This window comes from Lysobacter sp. M15, from assembly GCF_022662515.1.
Taxonomy (GTDB): domain Bacteria; phylum Pseudomonadota; class Gammaproteobacteria; order Xanthomonadales; family Xanthomonadaceae; genus JAKPBU01.
This window is the reverse complement of record NZ_JAKPBV010000005.1, coordinates 55,817-69,781: the sequence shown is the minus strand read 5'-3', so window position 1 is coordinate 69,781 and position 13,965 is coordinate 55,817. Positions and strand designations below refer to the sequence as shown.

Sequence of the window (13,965 nt, the reverse complement as noted above, 5' to 3'; positions counted from 1 at the left end):
CCGCGAGGATTCCCGCCTGCGGAAGCCAAGGCGGTGGCCCAGGCTTCCTGGATGCGGGCCCAGAGCTGCTCTCCGCCCGGCGGCGGGGGAAACCAAACTCCCTGAGGCTGGCTTGCCGCACGCTGCGGGACGAGCAATGCGATCTGCGGCGCGACGGGAAAGCGACTACCTCGGCGCCACATAGCCGCCTGGCACGCCGCGTGGCGAGAGCACCACCTGCCACAGCTGGATACGGCGCGCGCGGAAGCTGGCCATCGAGCCCGCCAGGTAATAGCGCCACATGCGGCGGAAACGCTCGTCGTAGCGCGCAGGCAGTTCATCCCATGCCGCTTCCACGTTCGCGCGCCACGCCTGCAGCGTGAGGTCGTAGTCGGTGCCGAAACCGTGCCAGTCCTCGATCACGAACAGGCCTTCGACCGTCCTGGCGATCTGTGCGGCGGACGGGAGCATCGAATTGGGAAAGATGTAGCGCCCTATCCACGGGTCGGTGCGGTGGCGCGAGATGTTGCTGCCGATGCTGTGCAGCAGGAACAGGCCATCGCCGCGCAGGCTGCGCTTCACCACCTCGAAATAGGCGCGGTAGTTCTTGACCCCGACGTGCTCGAACATGCCGACCGAAAAAACGTGGTCGAAACGCTCGTCCAGTTCGCGGTAATCCTGCAGCCGGATCTCCACCGGCAGGCCGGCGCAAAGCTCGCGGGCGAGCGCGGCCTGTTCCTTCGACACGGTGATGCCCACGCCGCTGACCCCATAGCGCTCGGCCGCGAACCTGAGCGCCTCGCCCCATCCGCAGCCGATATCGAGCACGCGCATGCCCGGCTTCAGACCGAGCTTGCGGCAGATCAGGTCGAGCTTGGCCTCCTGCGCCGCGTCCAGGTCTTCCGCACGGCGCCAGTAGCCGCAGCTGTAGACCATGCGGCGCCCGAGCATGGCCCGGTAAAGATCGTTGCCGAGGTCGTAATGGCGCTCGCCGATCTCGAAGCTGTGCCGACGATCCTGCTGGTTGGTCAGCCAGGCGCGAATGGCGTCGAACGCATCGGCCAGGCTGTGGACCTGCTCGTCCACATGCGCGTCGAGCAGACGGAACAGGAGCCCATCGAGCGAGCGGGCATCCCACCAGCCGTCCATGTAGGCCTCACCCAGACCCAGCGAGCCCTGCGCCAGCACCCGCGGGTAGAAACCGGGGTGGTGGACCTGCATGTCCCAGTCGCGGTCTCCGTCCAGGCGCACGTCGGCCGGCCCGAGCAGGGCCTGCAGGCGCCGGCGATAGCGGTCGTGCGTGCGCATGACTGCGCGGGATTATCCACCCGCAGCCGCCGGTTTTGCATCCGGGCTGCCTCGGCTCAGCCGGTGGCGAACAGACCGCGGTAGGCGGGCGCGACGTTCGGCAAGAGCACGTTCGCCGGCACCTCCACGGTCTGGGTGCCGTCGGCGTACGGTCCGACCTGGTAGGGCGGAAACACGAAGCGCAGGGCGCGGATGCGGCCGTCGGCGGCAAGCACCGGCTCGAACTGGGCGAAGTTTGCGGCGTCGGGCAGCGTGCCTTCCTCGATCATGCGGCCGGCGTTCTTGAGCAGATCGGCGCGTTCGGCGGGGTCCATGTCCTCGGCGTCGATACGCTGGGACAGGCTGGTATGCAGCTGTTCGCGGGCGTAGTCCGAAATCGCCTGCCAGGCCTTCGGGTCGGGGATCAGCTCGGCCGCGGTCAACAGGCGCTGCTCGGGTGGCAGCCAGACGAAGCGCGCGATCAGCGGATTGCCGTGCGCGCCACCGGTATAGCTGCTGCCATCGGCCGCGATCGCCACCACGCCCGGCGTTTCCACCAGCTGGGTGAAGCTCAGCGACAGGTCGTAAGGTGCCGGCGGCGGCTCCGCCCCGAGGCCATCGACGGCCTGCTGCAATTCGGTCCGCGCGGCATCGGAATATTTCTTCAGTTCCGCCGCCAGTCCCGGGTATTTGTTGACCGTGGGCGGGTAGCTGATGCCGACGATGTAGCGCGGATCGCGTTCGGACACATCCTTGAGCTGCACCGCGGGTGGCGGCGCCGTCGTGGTGGTTGCGGGGGCCGGACCCGCGGGTTCGGGTGCCGGTGCCTCGCGCCGGCAGGCTGCTGCCAGCACGGCGCACAGGGCAAGGAGGAGCAGTCGATTCCCCAAGACGCGTGCCATCGGTCGATCCATCGTTCGCAACGTATTGGGGCGAAACGTTAGCGCGGACGATGTGATGCCGTCATCCACACAGGCAAAAGAAAACCGCGCCGCGATCAAGTATCCGTCGCAACTGCTACCAGGCCGCCGCAGCGGCCCTGGAAACACACGAGACGTAACTCCTTCCAAAAGAAAACCCGGCCGGAGCCGGGTTTCCATGGTCTTGCCTTGCAGACGGATCAGACCGCCTGCACCTCATCGGCCTGCAGGCCCTTCTGGCCCTGCACTACCTTGAAGCTGACCCGCTGGCCTTCCTGCAGCGACTTGAAGCCGGTGCCCTGGATGGAGCGGAAGTGCACGAACAGGTCAGGACCGCTTTCGGGGGTGATGAAACCAAAACCCTTGGCGTCGTTGAACCACTTGACGGTGCCATTCTGGCGTTCGTCGGCCATTTGCGTAACTCCTTGAAACAGTTTGATGGAACACGGCCACGGTCGCGGCCGAGACTGTCGAGCAAGGGGTAACGCGAACGATGTAGCGGATCACAGGATCTACCGCATCGGAGCCACGATGTACCGTGATCCCGGCTTGAAACAGTGCGCGCACGATACATCACTTTTGAGCGCGAATGTGAATGGGCGGCATGACCCCGGGCAGGGCTACCAGTCCTGCAGGTCCGGAACCAGGCCGCGCAGCTCCGCATCGGTCAGGTTTCGCCACTGCCCGGGTTTGAGGTGGCCCAGCTTCACGCCGCCGATCCGCACCCGCAGCAGCTGCTTGACCCGGTAGCCGAAGTGCGCGGCCATGAGCCGGATCTGGCGATTGAGACCCTGGGTCAGCACGATCCGGAAGCCCTGGCTCCCCAGCTTGCCGGTCTTGCACGGCAGGGTGACCTGCCCGTGCACCGGCACCCCGCGGCTCATGCCACGCAGGAACTCGGGCGTGACCGGATGGTTCACGACCACCAGATATTCCTTCTCCAGCCGGCTTTCGGCGCGCAGGATCCGGTTGACGATGTCGCCGTTGCTGGTGAGCAGGATCAGGCCTTCGGAATCCTTGTCCAGCCGGCCGATCGGGAAGATGCGCTCGGCGTGGCCTACGAAGTCGACGATGTTGTCCTTGACCCCGGCTTCGGTGGTGCAGGTGATGCCGACCGGCTTGTTGAGGGCGATGTACACGTGCCGGCGCCGACCCTTGGCCGCGGTGCGCGCCTGCAGGCGGTTGCCGTCGATCCGGACGTCGTCTTCCTCGCCCAGCTCCGCGCCGATGCGCGCGCGCAGGCCGTTGACCGTGACCCGGCCCTCGGAGATGAGGCGGTCCGCCTCGCGCCGCGAGGCGAATCCGGTGTCGCTGATGTATTTGTTCAGGCGCATGCGGCGCGCATGCTGTCACAAGCGCGCCGCATTCGGAACCGGCTATTCCCGCAGGTCGGCGTACTCGGGGTGCGTGTCGAAGTAGCGTGCTGCGTAGGAACAGCGCGGGATCACCTTCAGGCCGGCCGCGCGCGCGTACTCGAGCGCCGCCTGCACCAGGGCGCCGGCAATGCCGCGCCCGCCGATCGCCTCAGGTACGGCCGTGTGGGTGATGACGATGGCGCCCTCGCCCGCCTTGTATTGGAGGTAGCCCTCCTCGTCGTCGACCACGACGCTGAAGCGTCGCGCAGCGGCGTCGTGGCGGATCCGGTCAGCGATTCCAGTCATGGGATGTCTGGCGCCCGCCTCAACGGCTGTCGCGCTTGCCCTGGTTGTGGCGACCCTGGGTACCGATGCTGCCCTGGATGGCCTGCATTCGGCTCTCGCCCGCATGCAGTTCACCCGCCTTCTGGGCGGCCTCGTCCGACTGGAAGCCAGGCTGCGGCGCCTGTCCCGGAGCAGCACCCAGCGCCTGCCAGGGCGGCGGCTGGCGGTCGTGCTCATGCTTGGCTTCGAGCAGCGCGCGGGTGTTGGCCAGCGCCTGTTCGGGGGTGATCTTCCGCTTGCGGGCAGCGTTGCCGGTGCCCTGCTTCGCAGGTACTTTCTTTAGCGGCGGTTTTCTGCCGGCTGCCGGTTTCTTGGCCACTGACTTCTTGGCCACTGACTTCTTGGCCACTGACTTCTTGGCCACTGACTTCTTGGCCACTGACTTCTTGGCCACCGATTTCTTGATCGCCGGCCTCTTGCTGGTTGCCGGCTTCTGTGCCGTCTTCTTGGCTGCAGGCTTCTTGACTGCGACCTTCTTCGCCGATGGCTTCCGGTCCGCGGTACGACTCGCGGCCTTTGCCGGGGTTTTCTTCGCGACGGCCCGGCGTTTCGTCGCGCCAGCCTTCGCGGCGGTCTTGGGGGCGGTCTTCTTCGTGGTCTGCTTCGTGCCAGCCTTGCGAGCGGCGGGTTTTTTGCGTGTTGCCATGCTTCGCTCCTCTGCGGCGGATTGCGGGGACACGTGACCAGTTACCACGCCGTCCATTCACGCGAAGTGATCGCGGGCGCTCGAGGCGATGCGATCTACAGGCCCCACAATGATGCCGCGCCAGTCACGCCGGCGAACAACCGACTCAGCGGAAAGACGGCTGCATCAGCCGCTGCATGAAGAGTCCGAGCACGTCCGGCTCCAGCAGCAGGGTGAACATCACGCCGTACGCGGCGCCCCACAGGTGGGCGCTATGGTTGACGTTGTCGGTGCCATGCCGGTCCATCCAGATCGAGTAGCCGATATAGGCCACCGCATACAGCACCGCCGGCACGGGCAGGAAGAACACATAGATCAGCGACCAAGGCGCGAACAGGATGTAGCTAAACAGCACCGCCGAAACCGCGCCGGACGCACCCAGGCTGCGGTAGCCGCTGTCGTGGCGGTGATTCATGTAGGTCGGCAGGATCGCGATCACGATCGCCGACAGGTAGAAGGCGATGAAGCCGACCAGGCCGATCTTCTCCACGAACACCGGCTCGATCGCTCGTCCGAAGAAGAACAGCGTGATCATGTTGAACAGCAGGTGCTGGCCGTCGGCATGGATGAAGCCGTGTGTCACCAGGCGGTCGTACTGCCTGTTGCGGTCGATCGCGGGTGGCCACAGGATCAGCCGGTCGAGCAGCACGCGGTTGTTGAACGCCTGCCACGACACCAGCACGGTGACGCCGATCAGCAGGAAGGTGGCGATGGGCATCGGTGGAGTCCTTGCCGGTCAGGCCGCCACGGGGCGGTAGTTGTCCTGCATGCGGTAACTGCGCGCGTACAGTGCGAACGCCGCCGCAGCGGCGAAGGCGAATGCGGCGAAGAAGAACATCAGGAACGCGTTCTCGCTGTAGCCGGTACCGGCGATCCATGTGGTGACGCCGTCGTTGCGCACCGCCGCGTTGGTCATCAGCACCCACAGGCTGCCGAAGGTGCTGGCGAGGTACCAGAACGCCATGATGATGCCCTTCATGCCCTGGGTGGCCTGGCTGTAGGCGAACTCGAGCGCGGTGGCCGACACCAGCACCTCGCCGAAGGTCAGCAGCAGGTAGGGCAGCATCTGCCAGGCCAGCGACGTCGATGCACCGCTGTCGATGCTCAGCTGGATCAGGCCTGCGCCGATCCAGGCAAAGCCCGAGAACGCGATGCCCCAGCCCATGCGCCTGAGCGCGCTCGGTTCCCAGCCCATCCGCCGCAGCGCGGGATACAGCACGATGTTGTTGAACGGGATGATCAGCATCACCAGCAACGGGTTGAGCGCCTGCATCTGACCGGCTTCCTTCACCAGGAAGCTCGGCCACCACCACTGGTCGTGCGGCACGGTCATCGCCTTGCCCTGGATCACCCAGGTGGAGGCCTTCTGATCGAACAGCGACCAGAACGGCGTGGTCAGCGCGAACACGATGATGATCCGCAGCACCGCGCGCACGCTGTCGACGGCTGCGTCCGCGTGCCTGCCGCGCGCGCGCTCGAGCTGCATCGACACGCCGATGCCGCCGAAGGCGATCAGCACCCCGAGCGCCACGCAGGCACTGATGACGAAGCCGAAATCCTCCGGCCAGAACGCCGGTCGCAGCGCCCAGCACAGCAGGATCGCCACGGCGAGGACCCCGCCGGCAATGGCGACCGCCAGGCCAGGCCTGCCCTGCCCGGCCGCCTGAGAGGTCAAGGCGGTGCGGGCCACGTTGTAGAACGAATCCGGGTCCTCGCCCCGGGTCGGCGGCACGCGCACGTACTGCTTGCGGCCGAGCCAAAAGATCAGCGTGGCGATGAACATCAGCACGCCGGGAATGCCGAACGCCACCGCCGGCCCGTAGTTGCGCAGGAACAGTGGCATCAGCAGCGAGGCGAAAAAGCTGCCGAAGTTGATCGTCCAGTAGAAGAAGTCGAACACGATCTTCGCCAGGGACTTGTTCGACTGGTCGAACTGGTCACCCACGAACGACACCACCAGCGGCTTGATCCCGCCCGAACCCAACGCGATCAGGAACAGCCCGGTGTAGAAGCCCTGGCGATTGTCGTCGAACAGCGCCAGGCAGGCATGACCGGCGCAGTAGACCAGCGAGAACCACAGCACGGTGTTGTACTTGCCGAAAAACCGGTCGGACAACCAGCCGCCCAGCAGCGGGAAGAAATAAACACCGATGACGAAACTGTGGAAGATGTCCTTGGCGGCGCCTTCGCGTTCGCCTTCGGGAACGTAGGCCAGGATCACGCTGCTGATCAGGAACTGCACCAGGATGTTGCGCATCCCGTAGAAGCTGAACCGCTCGCAGGCCTCGTTGCCGATGATGTACGGCACCTGCCTAGGCAGGCGGGCCCTGGGCGGTGCGTCAGCGGCGATCGTCGTCATTCGGCGGTCCGTGGTTCAGGCCGGGCAAGCCTAACCCAAGCGTGGGAGCGAGGGCAGTCACGACTTTGGGAGCGGCATTGGCCGCGAATCCCGTTGGCCCACCCACAAGCACAAGAGCATTCGCGGCCAGGTCCGCTCCCAGCTACGACCATTCGGTCAGGCCTTCACGTTCGTACAAAGTCCTGAACGACGGGCGCGCCTTCATCGCCGACGCGAGCGCGCCAAGATGCGTCCACTCGATCGCCTGCCGCGGCATGTTGCGCGACCAGCGCATCAGCATGGTGAGGTAGAAGTCGGCGACCGACAGCCGATCGCCGAGCAGGTACGGGCCGTTCGCCGCCAGGTGTGCGTCGATGCGCTGCCACTCCGCCTCGATGCGCGGCACGCAGTGCTTGCGCACCGTGTCGGCATTCGCCTCGCCCGCCGGTTCCTGCGGATACCACCACTGCCGGAACAGCGGCTGGACCATGTTCGCCAGGTTGAACATCCACTGGACGTAACCGGCACGGTCCGGCTCCTCCACCAGTGGAGCCAGCCCGGACGCCGGGTGCCGGTCGGCCAGCAGCATCGCCAACGCGGCCGCCTCGTACCGCGGCACGCCACCCATCACCAGCGTGGGCACCACGCCGTTTGGATTCAGGGCCAGGTATTCGGGGCTCTTCTGCTGCTTTGCGGCCGTATCCACCAGCTCCAGCGCGTGTGGAATGTCGAGTTCGATCAGCAGCCAGTGCACCAGCATGCTGGCGGCGCCCGGTGCGTAGTACAAACGGTCCATGCGGTCCTCGTTGAGCGGGAGAGGCCGCAAGTCTAAGCGTCCGGCTGCTGACACGACGCCGGCAGCAGGTCGGCCCTTCCATCGTGAAGCCCGATCGCGTGGCGGTTACGATGTCGCACCCCTGCATCGGACCCACCGCATGACGCCGTGCCGCCCTGTCTTCGCCCTGCTGCTCGCCTGCCTGTCCCCGGCCTTTGCGGCCGCCCCCGTGGCGAAGCCGGACACGCCGTTGGCGACGCTGGCCGAACGCTCCGGATTCACGAAAACCGGCCGCTACGATGAAGTGATGGCCTTGTGCGACGCCTTTGCGTCGACCTATCCGGATGCGGTGCGCTGCGAAACGTTCGGGACCACGCCCGAGGGCAGGCCGATGAAGCTGCTGGTGGCCTCGAGGTCCGGCGCCCTGTCGCCGCAGCAGGCGCGCGAACGCGGACTGCCGGTGCTGCTGGCCCAGGGCGGCATCCACGCCGGCGAGATCGACGGCAAGGATGCCGGCTTCCAGCTGCTGCGCCAGATGCTCGACGGGGAGGCCGCGCCGGGCGCGCTGGAGAAGGTCGTGCTGCTCTTCGTGCCGGTGTTCAACGTGGACGGGCACGAACGCTTCGGTCGCTGGAACCGCCCCAACCAGCGCGGTCCGGAAGAGATGGGTTGGCGCACGACCGCCCAGAACTACAACCTCAACCGCGACTACATGAAGGCCGACGCGCCGGAAATGCAGGCCATGCTGCGGCTCGTGGACATCTGGGACCCGATCGTGACGATGGACCTGCACGTCACCGACGGGGCCAAGTTCGAGCACGACGTGGCGATCACCGCCGAGCCGGTGAATTCCGGCGATGCCAGGCTGCGCAAGCTCGGCCGCGCGCTGCGCGACGGGATCATCGAGCGGCTCGCCGCGCAGGGCTCGCTGCCGCTGGCGTTCTATCCCGCGTTCGTCAAGGACGACGATCCGGCCAGCGGTTTCGCCGACGGGGTTCCGACCCCACGCTTCTCGCACGGGTATTTCCCGCTGCGCAACCGGATGGCGGTGCTGGTGGAAACCCATTCGTGGAAGGACTACCCCACACGCGTGCGTATCACCCGCAACACCGTGCTCGACCTGGTCGAGCTGGCGGTGCGGGACGGCGCAACCTGGATCGCCACCGCGCGAGCGGCCGACCGCCGCGCATCGCGGCTGGCGGGCGCCCAGGTGCCGCTGCAGTACGAGGCTAGCGCCAAGGTCCGCACCATCGATTTCCGCGGCTACGCCTATACGCGCACGCCGTCCGACATCTCCGGCGCGCTGATGACGCATTACGACGAGGCCCGGCCGCAGGTGTGGAAGATTCCGCTGCGCGACGAGGTGCTGCCTTCGCTGTCGGTGCCAGCCCCGCGCGCCGGCTATCTGGTGCCCCCTGCCTTCGCGGCCCTGGTCGAGCCGAAGCTGGCGCTGCACGGCATCGCGTTCCGCCGCATCGAGCGTACCCAGCCCGGCACGAAGGTCCAGGAATGGCGCGCGACCAAGGCCAGCTTCGCCGCCAGTTCGGTCGAGGGCCATCAGCGGCTCACCGCCGAAGGCGCCTGGGCGAAGCGGACGCAGGAGATCGCCGCAGGCACGCTGTTCGTGCCGATCGCGCAGCCCAAAGCCCGGCTGGCGATGGGACTGCTCGAACCGCTGGCGCCCGACTCCCTGCTCGGCTGGGGCGAATTCAACAATGCCTTCGAACAGAAGGAGTACATGGAGGGGTACGTCGCCGAGGAGGTGGCGCGCGAGATGCTTGCCCGCGATCCGGCGCTGAAGGCCGCGTTCGAGCGCAGGCTGAAGCAGGACCCGGAATTCGCGAAATCGCCGGCGGCGCGGCTGGATTTCTTCTACCGCCGGCACAGCGCCTACGACGCGCGCCTGAACCTGTATCCGGTCCTGCGCACGGATTCGATGCCGCGCTAGGCCGGCCTGTCGGCCGCTTCATGCGCGGCATGAGCGGGCTCAGCAGGCCTCGTACTTCCAGTTCCGCCGTTTGCCCTCGGCCAGCCATTCGACGGTCTGCGCCAGACGCCTGGCCCGCGTCTCGTCGCGCCTGGCCTCGGTGATCCATTCGACGTACTCGCGCCTGTGGCTCGGCGCGAGCGCTTCGAAGGTCGTCCTGGCCTTGCGGTTCTTCGCCAGCGCCGCAAGCAGGTCGGGCGGCGTTTCGGGTGGCGGTTTTGGCGCGGCCGCCTTGCGCGGTCCGGGCGTTTTGACGCCCGCTTCGTTGAGCTGCATCGCGCGCCGGATATCGGCCACCAGCCGGCGTTTCGATGGCACGTCTTTCAGCGTAGCCATCTTGCCGTAGCTGCCCATCCCGTCGCGCTGCGCGCCTTCGCCCATGACCAGTGCGTGCTTCCAGTAGCCGAACGAGGCGTGCTGCTTGAACGCGGCCATGCCGGCGAGGATGCCTCCGGCATAGACGAAGCTGGGCGCGGACCATTTCATGGTTTCCTCGACCTCGGGACAGGCCTCGTGCACCACATCGCGGATGCGCTGCAGGATCGGCTGCGCGAACGGCGCGGCCTTGGCGATGTACGCATCGATGCGCGGGTCGCGCCTGCCCATGGCTATTTCTCCGCGGCACCGGCGCTGGTCAGAAAATCGGCCAGGCCCGCGAGTTGCAAGGCCTGCACCTTGTCTACGACCGGCGCGAGCTTCGACAGATCGTCCGGCGCGTAGCCGCCGACCCGGTACCACAGGGTAATGCGCGTGCCCTCGCCCTCGGGCGCGAGACGGAACTCGAGCGTGCCATGCAGGCCCATCCCCTGCAGCGGCCCGAGCCCTCCGGTCATGCGCAGCAGCTTGCCCGGGTCGACGAAGCTGACCTGCATGTGCTGCGCCTGCTGCGCGCCTGCGTCCTCGCAGAAGCAGCCGCCAGCGCGCGGATCGATCGACAGTTTCGAGGCCTGGCCCCACCAGCTGTGGTCCTTGGGCCACCAGCGATCGACGTCGCCGATCAGCGCCCGCCACGCGGCCTGCGGGTCGACTGGTGCCGTGCTTACGTTCTCGACCGTGAATCCGGTCGCGGTGGCGTCCTTGACCTCTGCCGTGGCCGGCGCGGCAAGCGCCGCCACAACGACCAGCAGTGCTGCGCGAATCAGGCGCATCGTTATCCCCGTGGCCGCGTCCCGGCGATTAACGCGCGCGGCCTGGCGAAAGGCAAGCCGCGCCACGGGGTCGCACCACTGTGGCGGGCTGCGCCTGCGCTACGAAGCCGATTCCAGCTCGGACCAGCGCGCGTACGCTGCGTCCAGTTCGGCCTGGGCCGTGGCCAGCTCTGCATTGCGGGCCACGATCGTGGCGGCGTCCTGCTGGTAGAACGCAGGTTCGTGCATCGCGGCGCCCAGCGCAGCCAGTCGCGCTTCCAGCGTCTCGATCCGGCCCGGCAGCTGCTCGAGTTCGCGGGTTTCCTTGAAGCCCAGGCGCCGGCGCGGCGGCGCGGATGGCGTGGCCTTCTCCGGATTGGTCGCAGCGGCACCAGGCTTCGACGGCGGCGGAGTTGCAGCAGGCTCGCTGCGTTGCCGCAGCCAGTCGCTATATCCGCCCACGTATTCGCCAACGCGGCCCTGACCCTCCATGACCAGGGTCGAAGTCACGACATGGTCGAGGAAATCGCGATCGTGGCTGACCAGCAGCAGGGTGCCCGCGTAGTCGGCCAGCAGTTCCTCCAGCAGCTCCAGAGTTTCCACGTCGAGGTCGTTGGTCGGCTCGTCCATCACCAGCAGGTTGGATGGCTGCGCGAACAGCCGCGCCAGCAGCAGCCGGTTGCGTTCGCCGCCCGACAGCCGGGTGATCGGCGCGCGCGCGCGCTCGGGCGTGAACAGGAAATCCTGCAGGTAACCGAGCACGTGCTTGCGGCCGTCGCCGATCTCGATGAACTCGCGGCCGCCGGCGACGTTCTCGATCGCGTTCCAGTCCTCGCGCAGGGTCGACCGGTACTGGTCGAAATAGGCCACCTGCAGTTGGGTGCCGAGCCGCACTTCACCGGCCTGCGGCGCGAGCTCGCCCAGCAGCAGCTTGAGCAGCGTGGTCTTGCCGCTCCCGTTCGGCCCGATCAGTCCGATCCGGTCGCCGCGCAGGATGGTGGTGCTGAAGTCCTGCACGATCGGGACCGCGCCGTGCGCGAACGAGACGCCGCGCGCCTCGATCACCTTCTTCCCGGAGCCTTCCGCCCTGGCCGCCTGCATGCGCACATTGCCGGTTTGTTCGCGCCGCGCCGCGCGCTCCACTCGCATCGCCTCGAGCCGGCGCACTCGGCCCTCGTCGCGGGTGCGGCGCGCCTTGATGCCCTGGCGGATCCAGGCCTCTTCCTGCGCCAGCAGCTTGTCGAAGCGCGCGCTCTCCTGCGCTTCGGCATTCAGGCGCTCCTCGCGCCTACGCTGGTAGTTGTCCCAGTCGCCCGGCCAACTCGTGACCCGGCCACGGTCGATCTCGACGATCCGGGTGGCTAGCGCGCGCAGGAAGCGGCGATCGTGGGTGACGAACACCAGCGCACCGCTCCAGCCTTTGAGGAAGCCCTCAAGCCAGTCGATGGCCTCGATGTCGAGATGATTGGTCGGCTCGTCCAGCAGCAGCAGATCGGGCGCCGAAACCAGGGCCCTGGCCAGCAGGACGCGTCGCTTCATGCCGCCCGACAGGCGTGCGAAGTCGGCATCGCCGTCCAGCCCCAGCCGGGTCAGGGTATCGGCGACACGCTGGTCGAGCGACCAGCCGTGCGCCGCTTCGATCCGCGCCTGGACCGCGGCCAGCGCCTCGGTATCGCCCGTGTCGGTCCCGGCAGCGAGCGATTCGATCAAATGGTGGTATTCGGCCAGCAGCCTGCCGAGCTCGCCCAGGCCCGTGGCCACCACGTCGAATACGCTCCCAGCGGCGTCCTGGGGCACTTCCTGCTCCAGGCGCGCGATGCGGCGGCCGCCTTCGACCCGGACCGCCCCATCGTCCGGTCTGAGGTCCCCCGCCAACAGCTTGAGCAGGGTCGACTTGCCCGCGCCGTTGCGGCCGATCAGGGCGATGCGTTCCCCGGCCTCGATGGCCAGGTCGACATGTTCGAGCAGCAGCGGGCCGCCGACGCCATAGTCGACGCCGTTCAAGGTGATCAGAGGCATGGCCAAGGGCCTGTTAGCGCTATGGGCATGGGTCGCGTTCGTTCTGAGGGGCTGTCAGGTGGTGTTGCGCAGCGCAGGGCAGACTGGCCGTCTGGTCAAGCTGCGGGACGCCGGCTGGCGGCCCCTCAGAGCGAACCCGTAGGGCCGGGTTTGCGCGCACGCACGCCGGCGTCATCACTCGGGCGTGGATCCACATCCACTTCCTCGCTCTTCCTTGGCGTGCGCACGCGCAAACCCGGCGCGGCCCATGCCCATAGCGCTAGCAGGCCCTAGTCTAGCGGGCCGCCCGGACTCGCAGTAGGCTTGCGCCGGGCAAAACCACGGAGCGCGCCATGGCCAAGGGTCTGGACAAGAAGAAAGAAGACAAGAAGAAGCCGGAAAAGTCGCTGAAGGAAAAGCGCGCGGCGAAGAAAGAGAAGAAAGCCGGCAAATAAGCCGGCTTTTTTCTTGGGCGTCAGCGAGCGAGCTAATCGTCAGCGTTCACGGGCACTGACCTCCACCAGAATGCGGTCGGCCACCCAGCCCCGCTCGCCCCGGCGCAGGCTCATGCGCACCAGATCGCCTCGCTCCAGCGCATCGACCGGGTAACGCTGGCCGCGATACTCCACCAGCGTCCGGCTGTCGTAGCTCACGCGCTGTTCGCCTCCGGTGTATCCGCCCTCGGTGTAGCCGATCTCGCGTGTGCGGGAATCCACGTAGCTGATCGCGCCGCGGTGCTCCATGCCGTAGCCGTCGCCCGAGCTGCCGCCGGTGCGTGCGTCCTGCAGCACCTCGATGTCCTCGGCCCGCCATAGTCCGCCATCGCGGCTGGCCAGTACGCGTACGCGGTCGCCCGGTTCGAGCCCGGCGACCGGCTGCTCGCGGCCCTCGTAGACCAGGCGCGTGCGGTCGTCGTAAGCGACGTCGGCGCGCCCGCCGTTCTGCTCCTGCACCAGGAAGCGGCGGTTGCCGTGATCGACGTTGCGCACTTCGCCAACCAGGGCCTGGCGCGAGGCCTGCTGCGGATAGCCGCGATCGGGGTAACCGGTTCCGTAGTCGCCCACCGACGCGCAGGCCCCGAGCAGCAGCAACAGCGCGGGTGCGGCCAGGCGCGCCCATGAACCAAGCGGAAGACGAACAGTAGCCATGGACAACCTCCTGCGATGCGA

Annotated in this window: 14 protein-coding genes; 1 reads left to right on the top strand and 13 read right to left on the bottom strand. The window is 67.3% G+C overall.

Translation table 11 applies throughout. The features are described from left to right. Window positions 1–165: 165 nt before the first annotated feature. The 9 genes from cfa to MC380_RS03885 all read right to left on the bottom strand — a co-directional run bounded on the left by cfa (window position 166) and on the right by MC380_RS03885 (window position 7,705). On the bottom strand, window positions 166–1,287 hold the full coding sequence (gene cfa, locus MC380_RS03925) for a cyclopropane fatty acyl phospholipid synthase (protein ID WP_242163167.1): 1,122 nt from the start codon (window positions 1,285–1,287) through the stop codon (window positions 166–168). A gap of 56 nt (window positions 1,288–1,343) precedes the next feature. Then, window positions 1,344–2,168: a DUF3298 and DUF4163 domain-containing protein gene (locus MC380_RS03920; protein WP_242103946.1), complete on the bottom strand. Its 825-nt coding sequence runs from the start codon at window positions 2,166–2,168 to the stop codon at window positions 1,344–1,346. 218 nt (window positions 2,169–2,386) lie between these two features. Further along, complete coding sequence (locus MC380_RS03915) at window positions 2,387–2,599, bottom strand: cold-shock protein (RefSeq protein ID WP_242103947.1); 213 nt, start codon at window positions 2,597–2,599, stop codon at window positions 2,387–2,389. A 207-nt stretch (window positions 2,600–2,806) separates the two neighbouring features. Continuing rightward, entirely contained in the window at window positions 2,807–3,520 is a 714-nt protein-coding gene (locus tag MC380_RS03910; RefSeq protein WP_242103948.1) for a pseudouridine synthase, read from the bottom strand. 42 nt (window positions 3,521–3,562) lie between these two features. After that, window positions 3,563–3,847, bottom strand: coding sequence for a GNAT family N-acetyltransferase (locus MC380_RS03905; RefSeq protein ID WP_242103949.1), 285 nt, complete (start codon window positions 3,845–3,847; stop codon window positions 3,563–3,565). Window positions 3,848–3,866: 19 nt separating this feature from the next. Next, the gene (locus MC380_RS03900; protein ID WP_242163166.1) at window positions 3,867–4,565 is read right to left on the bottom strand and encodes a histone H1-like repetitive region-containing protein; all 699 of its coding nucleotides are present in this window, start codon (window positions 4,563–4,565) and stop codon (window positions 3,867–3,869) included. Between the two features lie 112 nt (window positions 4,566–4,677). Then, complete coding sequence (locus MC380_RS03895; protein WP_242103951.1) at window positions 4,678–5,289, bottom strand: rhomboid family intramembrane serine protease; 612 nt, start codon at window positions 5,287–5,289, stop codon at window positions 4,678–4,680. A gap of 18 nt (window positions 5,290–5,307) precedes the next feature. Further along, entirely contained in the window at window positions 5,308–6,930 is a 1,623-nt protein-coding gene (locus MC380_RS03890) for an oligopeptide:H+ symporter (RefSeq protein ID WP_242163164.1), read from the bottom strand. A 142-nt stretch (window positions 6,931–7,072) separates the two neighbouring features. Beyond that, entirely contained in the window at window positions 7,073–7,705 is a 633-nt protein-coding gene (locus tag MC380_RS03885; protein ID WP_242103953.1) for a glutathione S-transferase, read from the bottom strand. Window positions 7,706–7,991: 286 nt separating this feature from the next. Between MC380_RS03885 and MC380_RS03880 the strand changes: the two genes are divergently transcribed. Next, complete coding sequence (locus tag MC380_RS03880; RefSeq protein ID WP_343223538.1) at window positions 7,992–9,632, top strand: M14 family metallopeptidase; 1,641 nt, start codon at window positions 7,992–7,994, stop codon at window positions 9,630–9,632. 39 nt (window positions 9,633–9,671) lie between these two features. Here MC380_RS03880 and MC380_RS03875 read toward each other — a convergent pair whose 3' ends face one another. The 4 genes from MC380_RS03875 to MC380_RS03860 all read right to left on the bottom strand — a co-directional run bounded on the left by MC380_RS03875 (window position 9,672) and on the right by MC380_RS03860 (window position 13,944). After that, complete coding sequence (locus MC380_RS03875; protein WP_242163162.1) at window positions 9,672–10,277, bottom strand: YdeI/OmpD-associated family protein; 606 nt, start codon at window positions 10,275–10,277, stop codon at window positions 9,672–9,674. Window positions 10,278–10,279: 2 nt separating this feature from the next. Then, window positions 10,280–10,819 (bottom strand): SRPBCC domain-containing protein, encoded by a 540-nt coding sequence (locus MC380_RS03870; protein WP_242163160.1) that lies wholly within the window; start codon window positions 10,817–10,819, stop codon window positions 10,280–10,282. Between the two features lie 99 nt (window positions 10,820–10,918). Beyond that, a complete protein-coding gene (locus MC380_RS03865) occupies window positions 10,919–12,817 on the bottom strand; it encodes an ATP-binding cassette domain-containing protein (RefSeq protein WP_242163158.1) in 1,899 nt (632 codons plus the stop codon). Window positions 12,818–13,290: 473 nt separating this feature from the next. Further along, window positions 13,291–13,944, bottom strand: a complete 654-nt coding sequence (locus tag MC380_RS03860) for a DUF5666 domain-containing protein (RefSeq protein WP_242163156.1) — start codon at window positions 13,942–13,944, stop codon at window positions 13,291–13,293. Window positions 13,945–13,965: the final 21 nt, after the last annotated feature.

Bases quoted from the DNA above. Each gene is read 5' to 3' on its own strand.
- cfa (WP_242163167.1), bottom strand. From the start codon at position 1,287: ATGCGCACGCACGACCGCTATCGCCGGCGCCTGCAGGCCCTGCTCGGG.
- MC380_RS03920 (WP_242103946.1), bottom strand. From the start codon at position 2,168: ATGGCACGCGTCTTGGGGAATCGACTGCTCCTCCTTGCCCTGTGCGCC.
- MC380_RS03915 (WP_242103947.1), bottom strand. From the start codon at position 2,599: ATGGCCGACGAACGCCAGAATGGCACCGTCAAGTGGTTCAACGACGCC.
- MC380_RS03910 (WP_242103948.1), bottom strand. From the start codon at position 3,520: ATGCGCCTGAACAAATACATCAGCGACACCGGATTCGCCTCGCGGCGC.
- MC380_RS03905 (WP_242103949.1), bottom strand. From the start codon at position 3,847: ATGACTGGAATCGCTGACCGGATCCGCCACGACGCCGCTGCGCGACGC.
- MC380_RS03895 (WP_242103951.1), bottom strand. From the start codon at position 5,289: ATGCCCATCGCCACCTTCCTGCTGATCGGCGTCACCGTGCTGGTGTCG.
- MC380_RS03890 (WP_242163164.1), bottom strand. From the start codon at position 6,930: ATGACGACGATCGCCGCTGACGCACCGCCCAGGGCCCGCCTGCCTAGG.
- MC380_RS03885 (WP_242103953.1), bottom strand. From the start codon at position 7,705: ATGGACCGTTTGTACTACGCACCGGGCGCCGCCAGCATGCTGGTGCAC.
- MC380_RS03880 (WP_343223538.1), top strand. From the start codon at position 7,992: ATGGCCTTGTGCGACGCCTTTGCGTCGACCTATCCGGATGCGGTGCGC.
- MC380_RS03875 (WP_242163162.1), bottom strand. From the start codon at position 10,277: ATGGGCAGGCGCGACCCGCGCATCGATGCGTACATCGCCAAGGCCGCG.
- MC380_RS03870 (WP_242163160.1), bottom strand. From the start codon at position 10,819: ATGCGCCTGATTCGCGCAGCACTGCTGGTCGTTGTGGCGGCGCTTGCC.
- MC380_RS03865 (WP_242163158.1), bottom strand. From the start codon at position 12,817: ATGCCTCTGATCACCTTGAACGGCGTCGACTATGGCGTCGGCGGCCCG.
- MC380_RS03860 (WP_242163156.1), bottom strand. From the start codon at position 13,944: ATGGCTACTGTTCGTCTTCCGCTTGGTTCATGGGCGCGCCTGGCCGCA.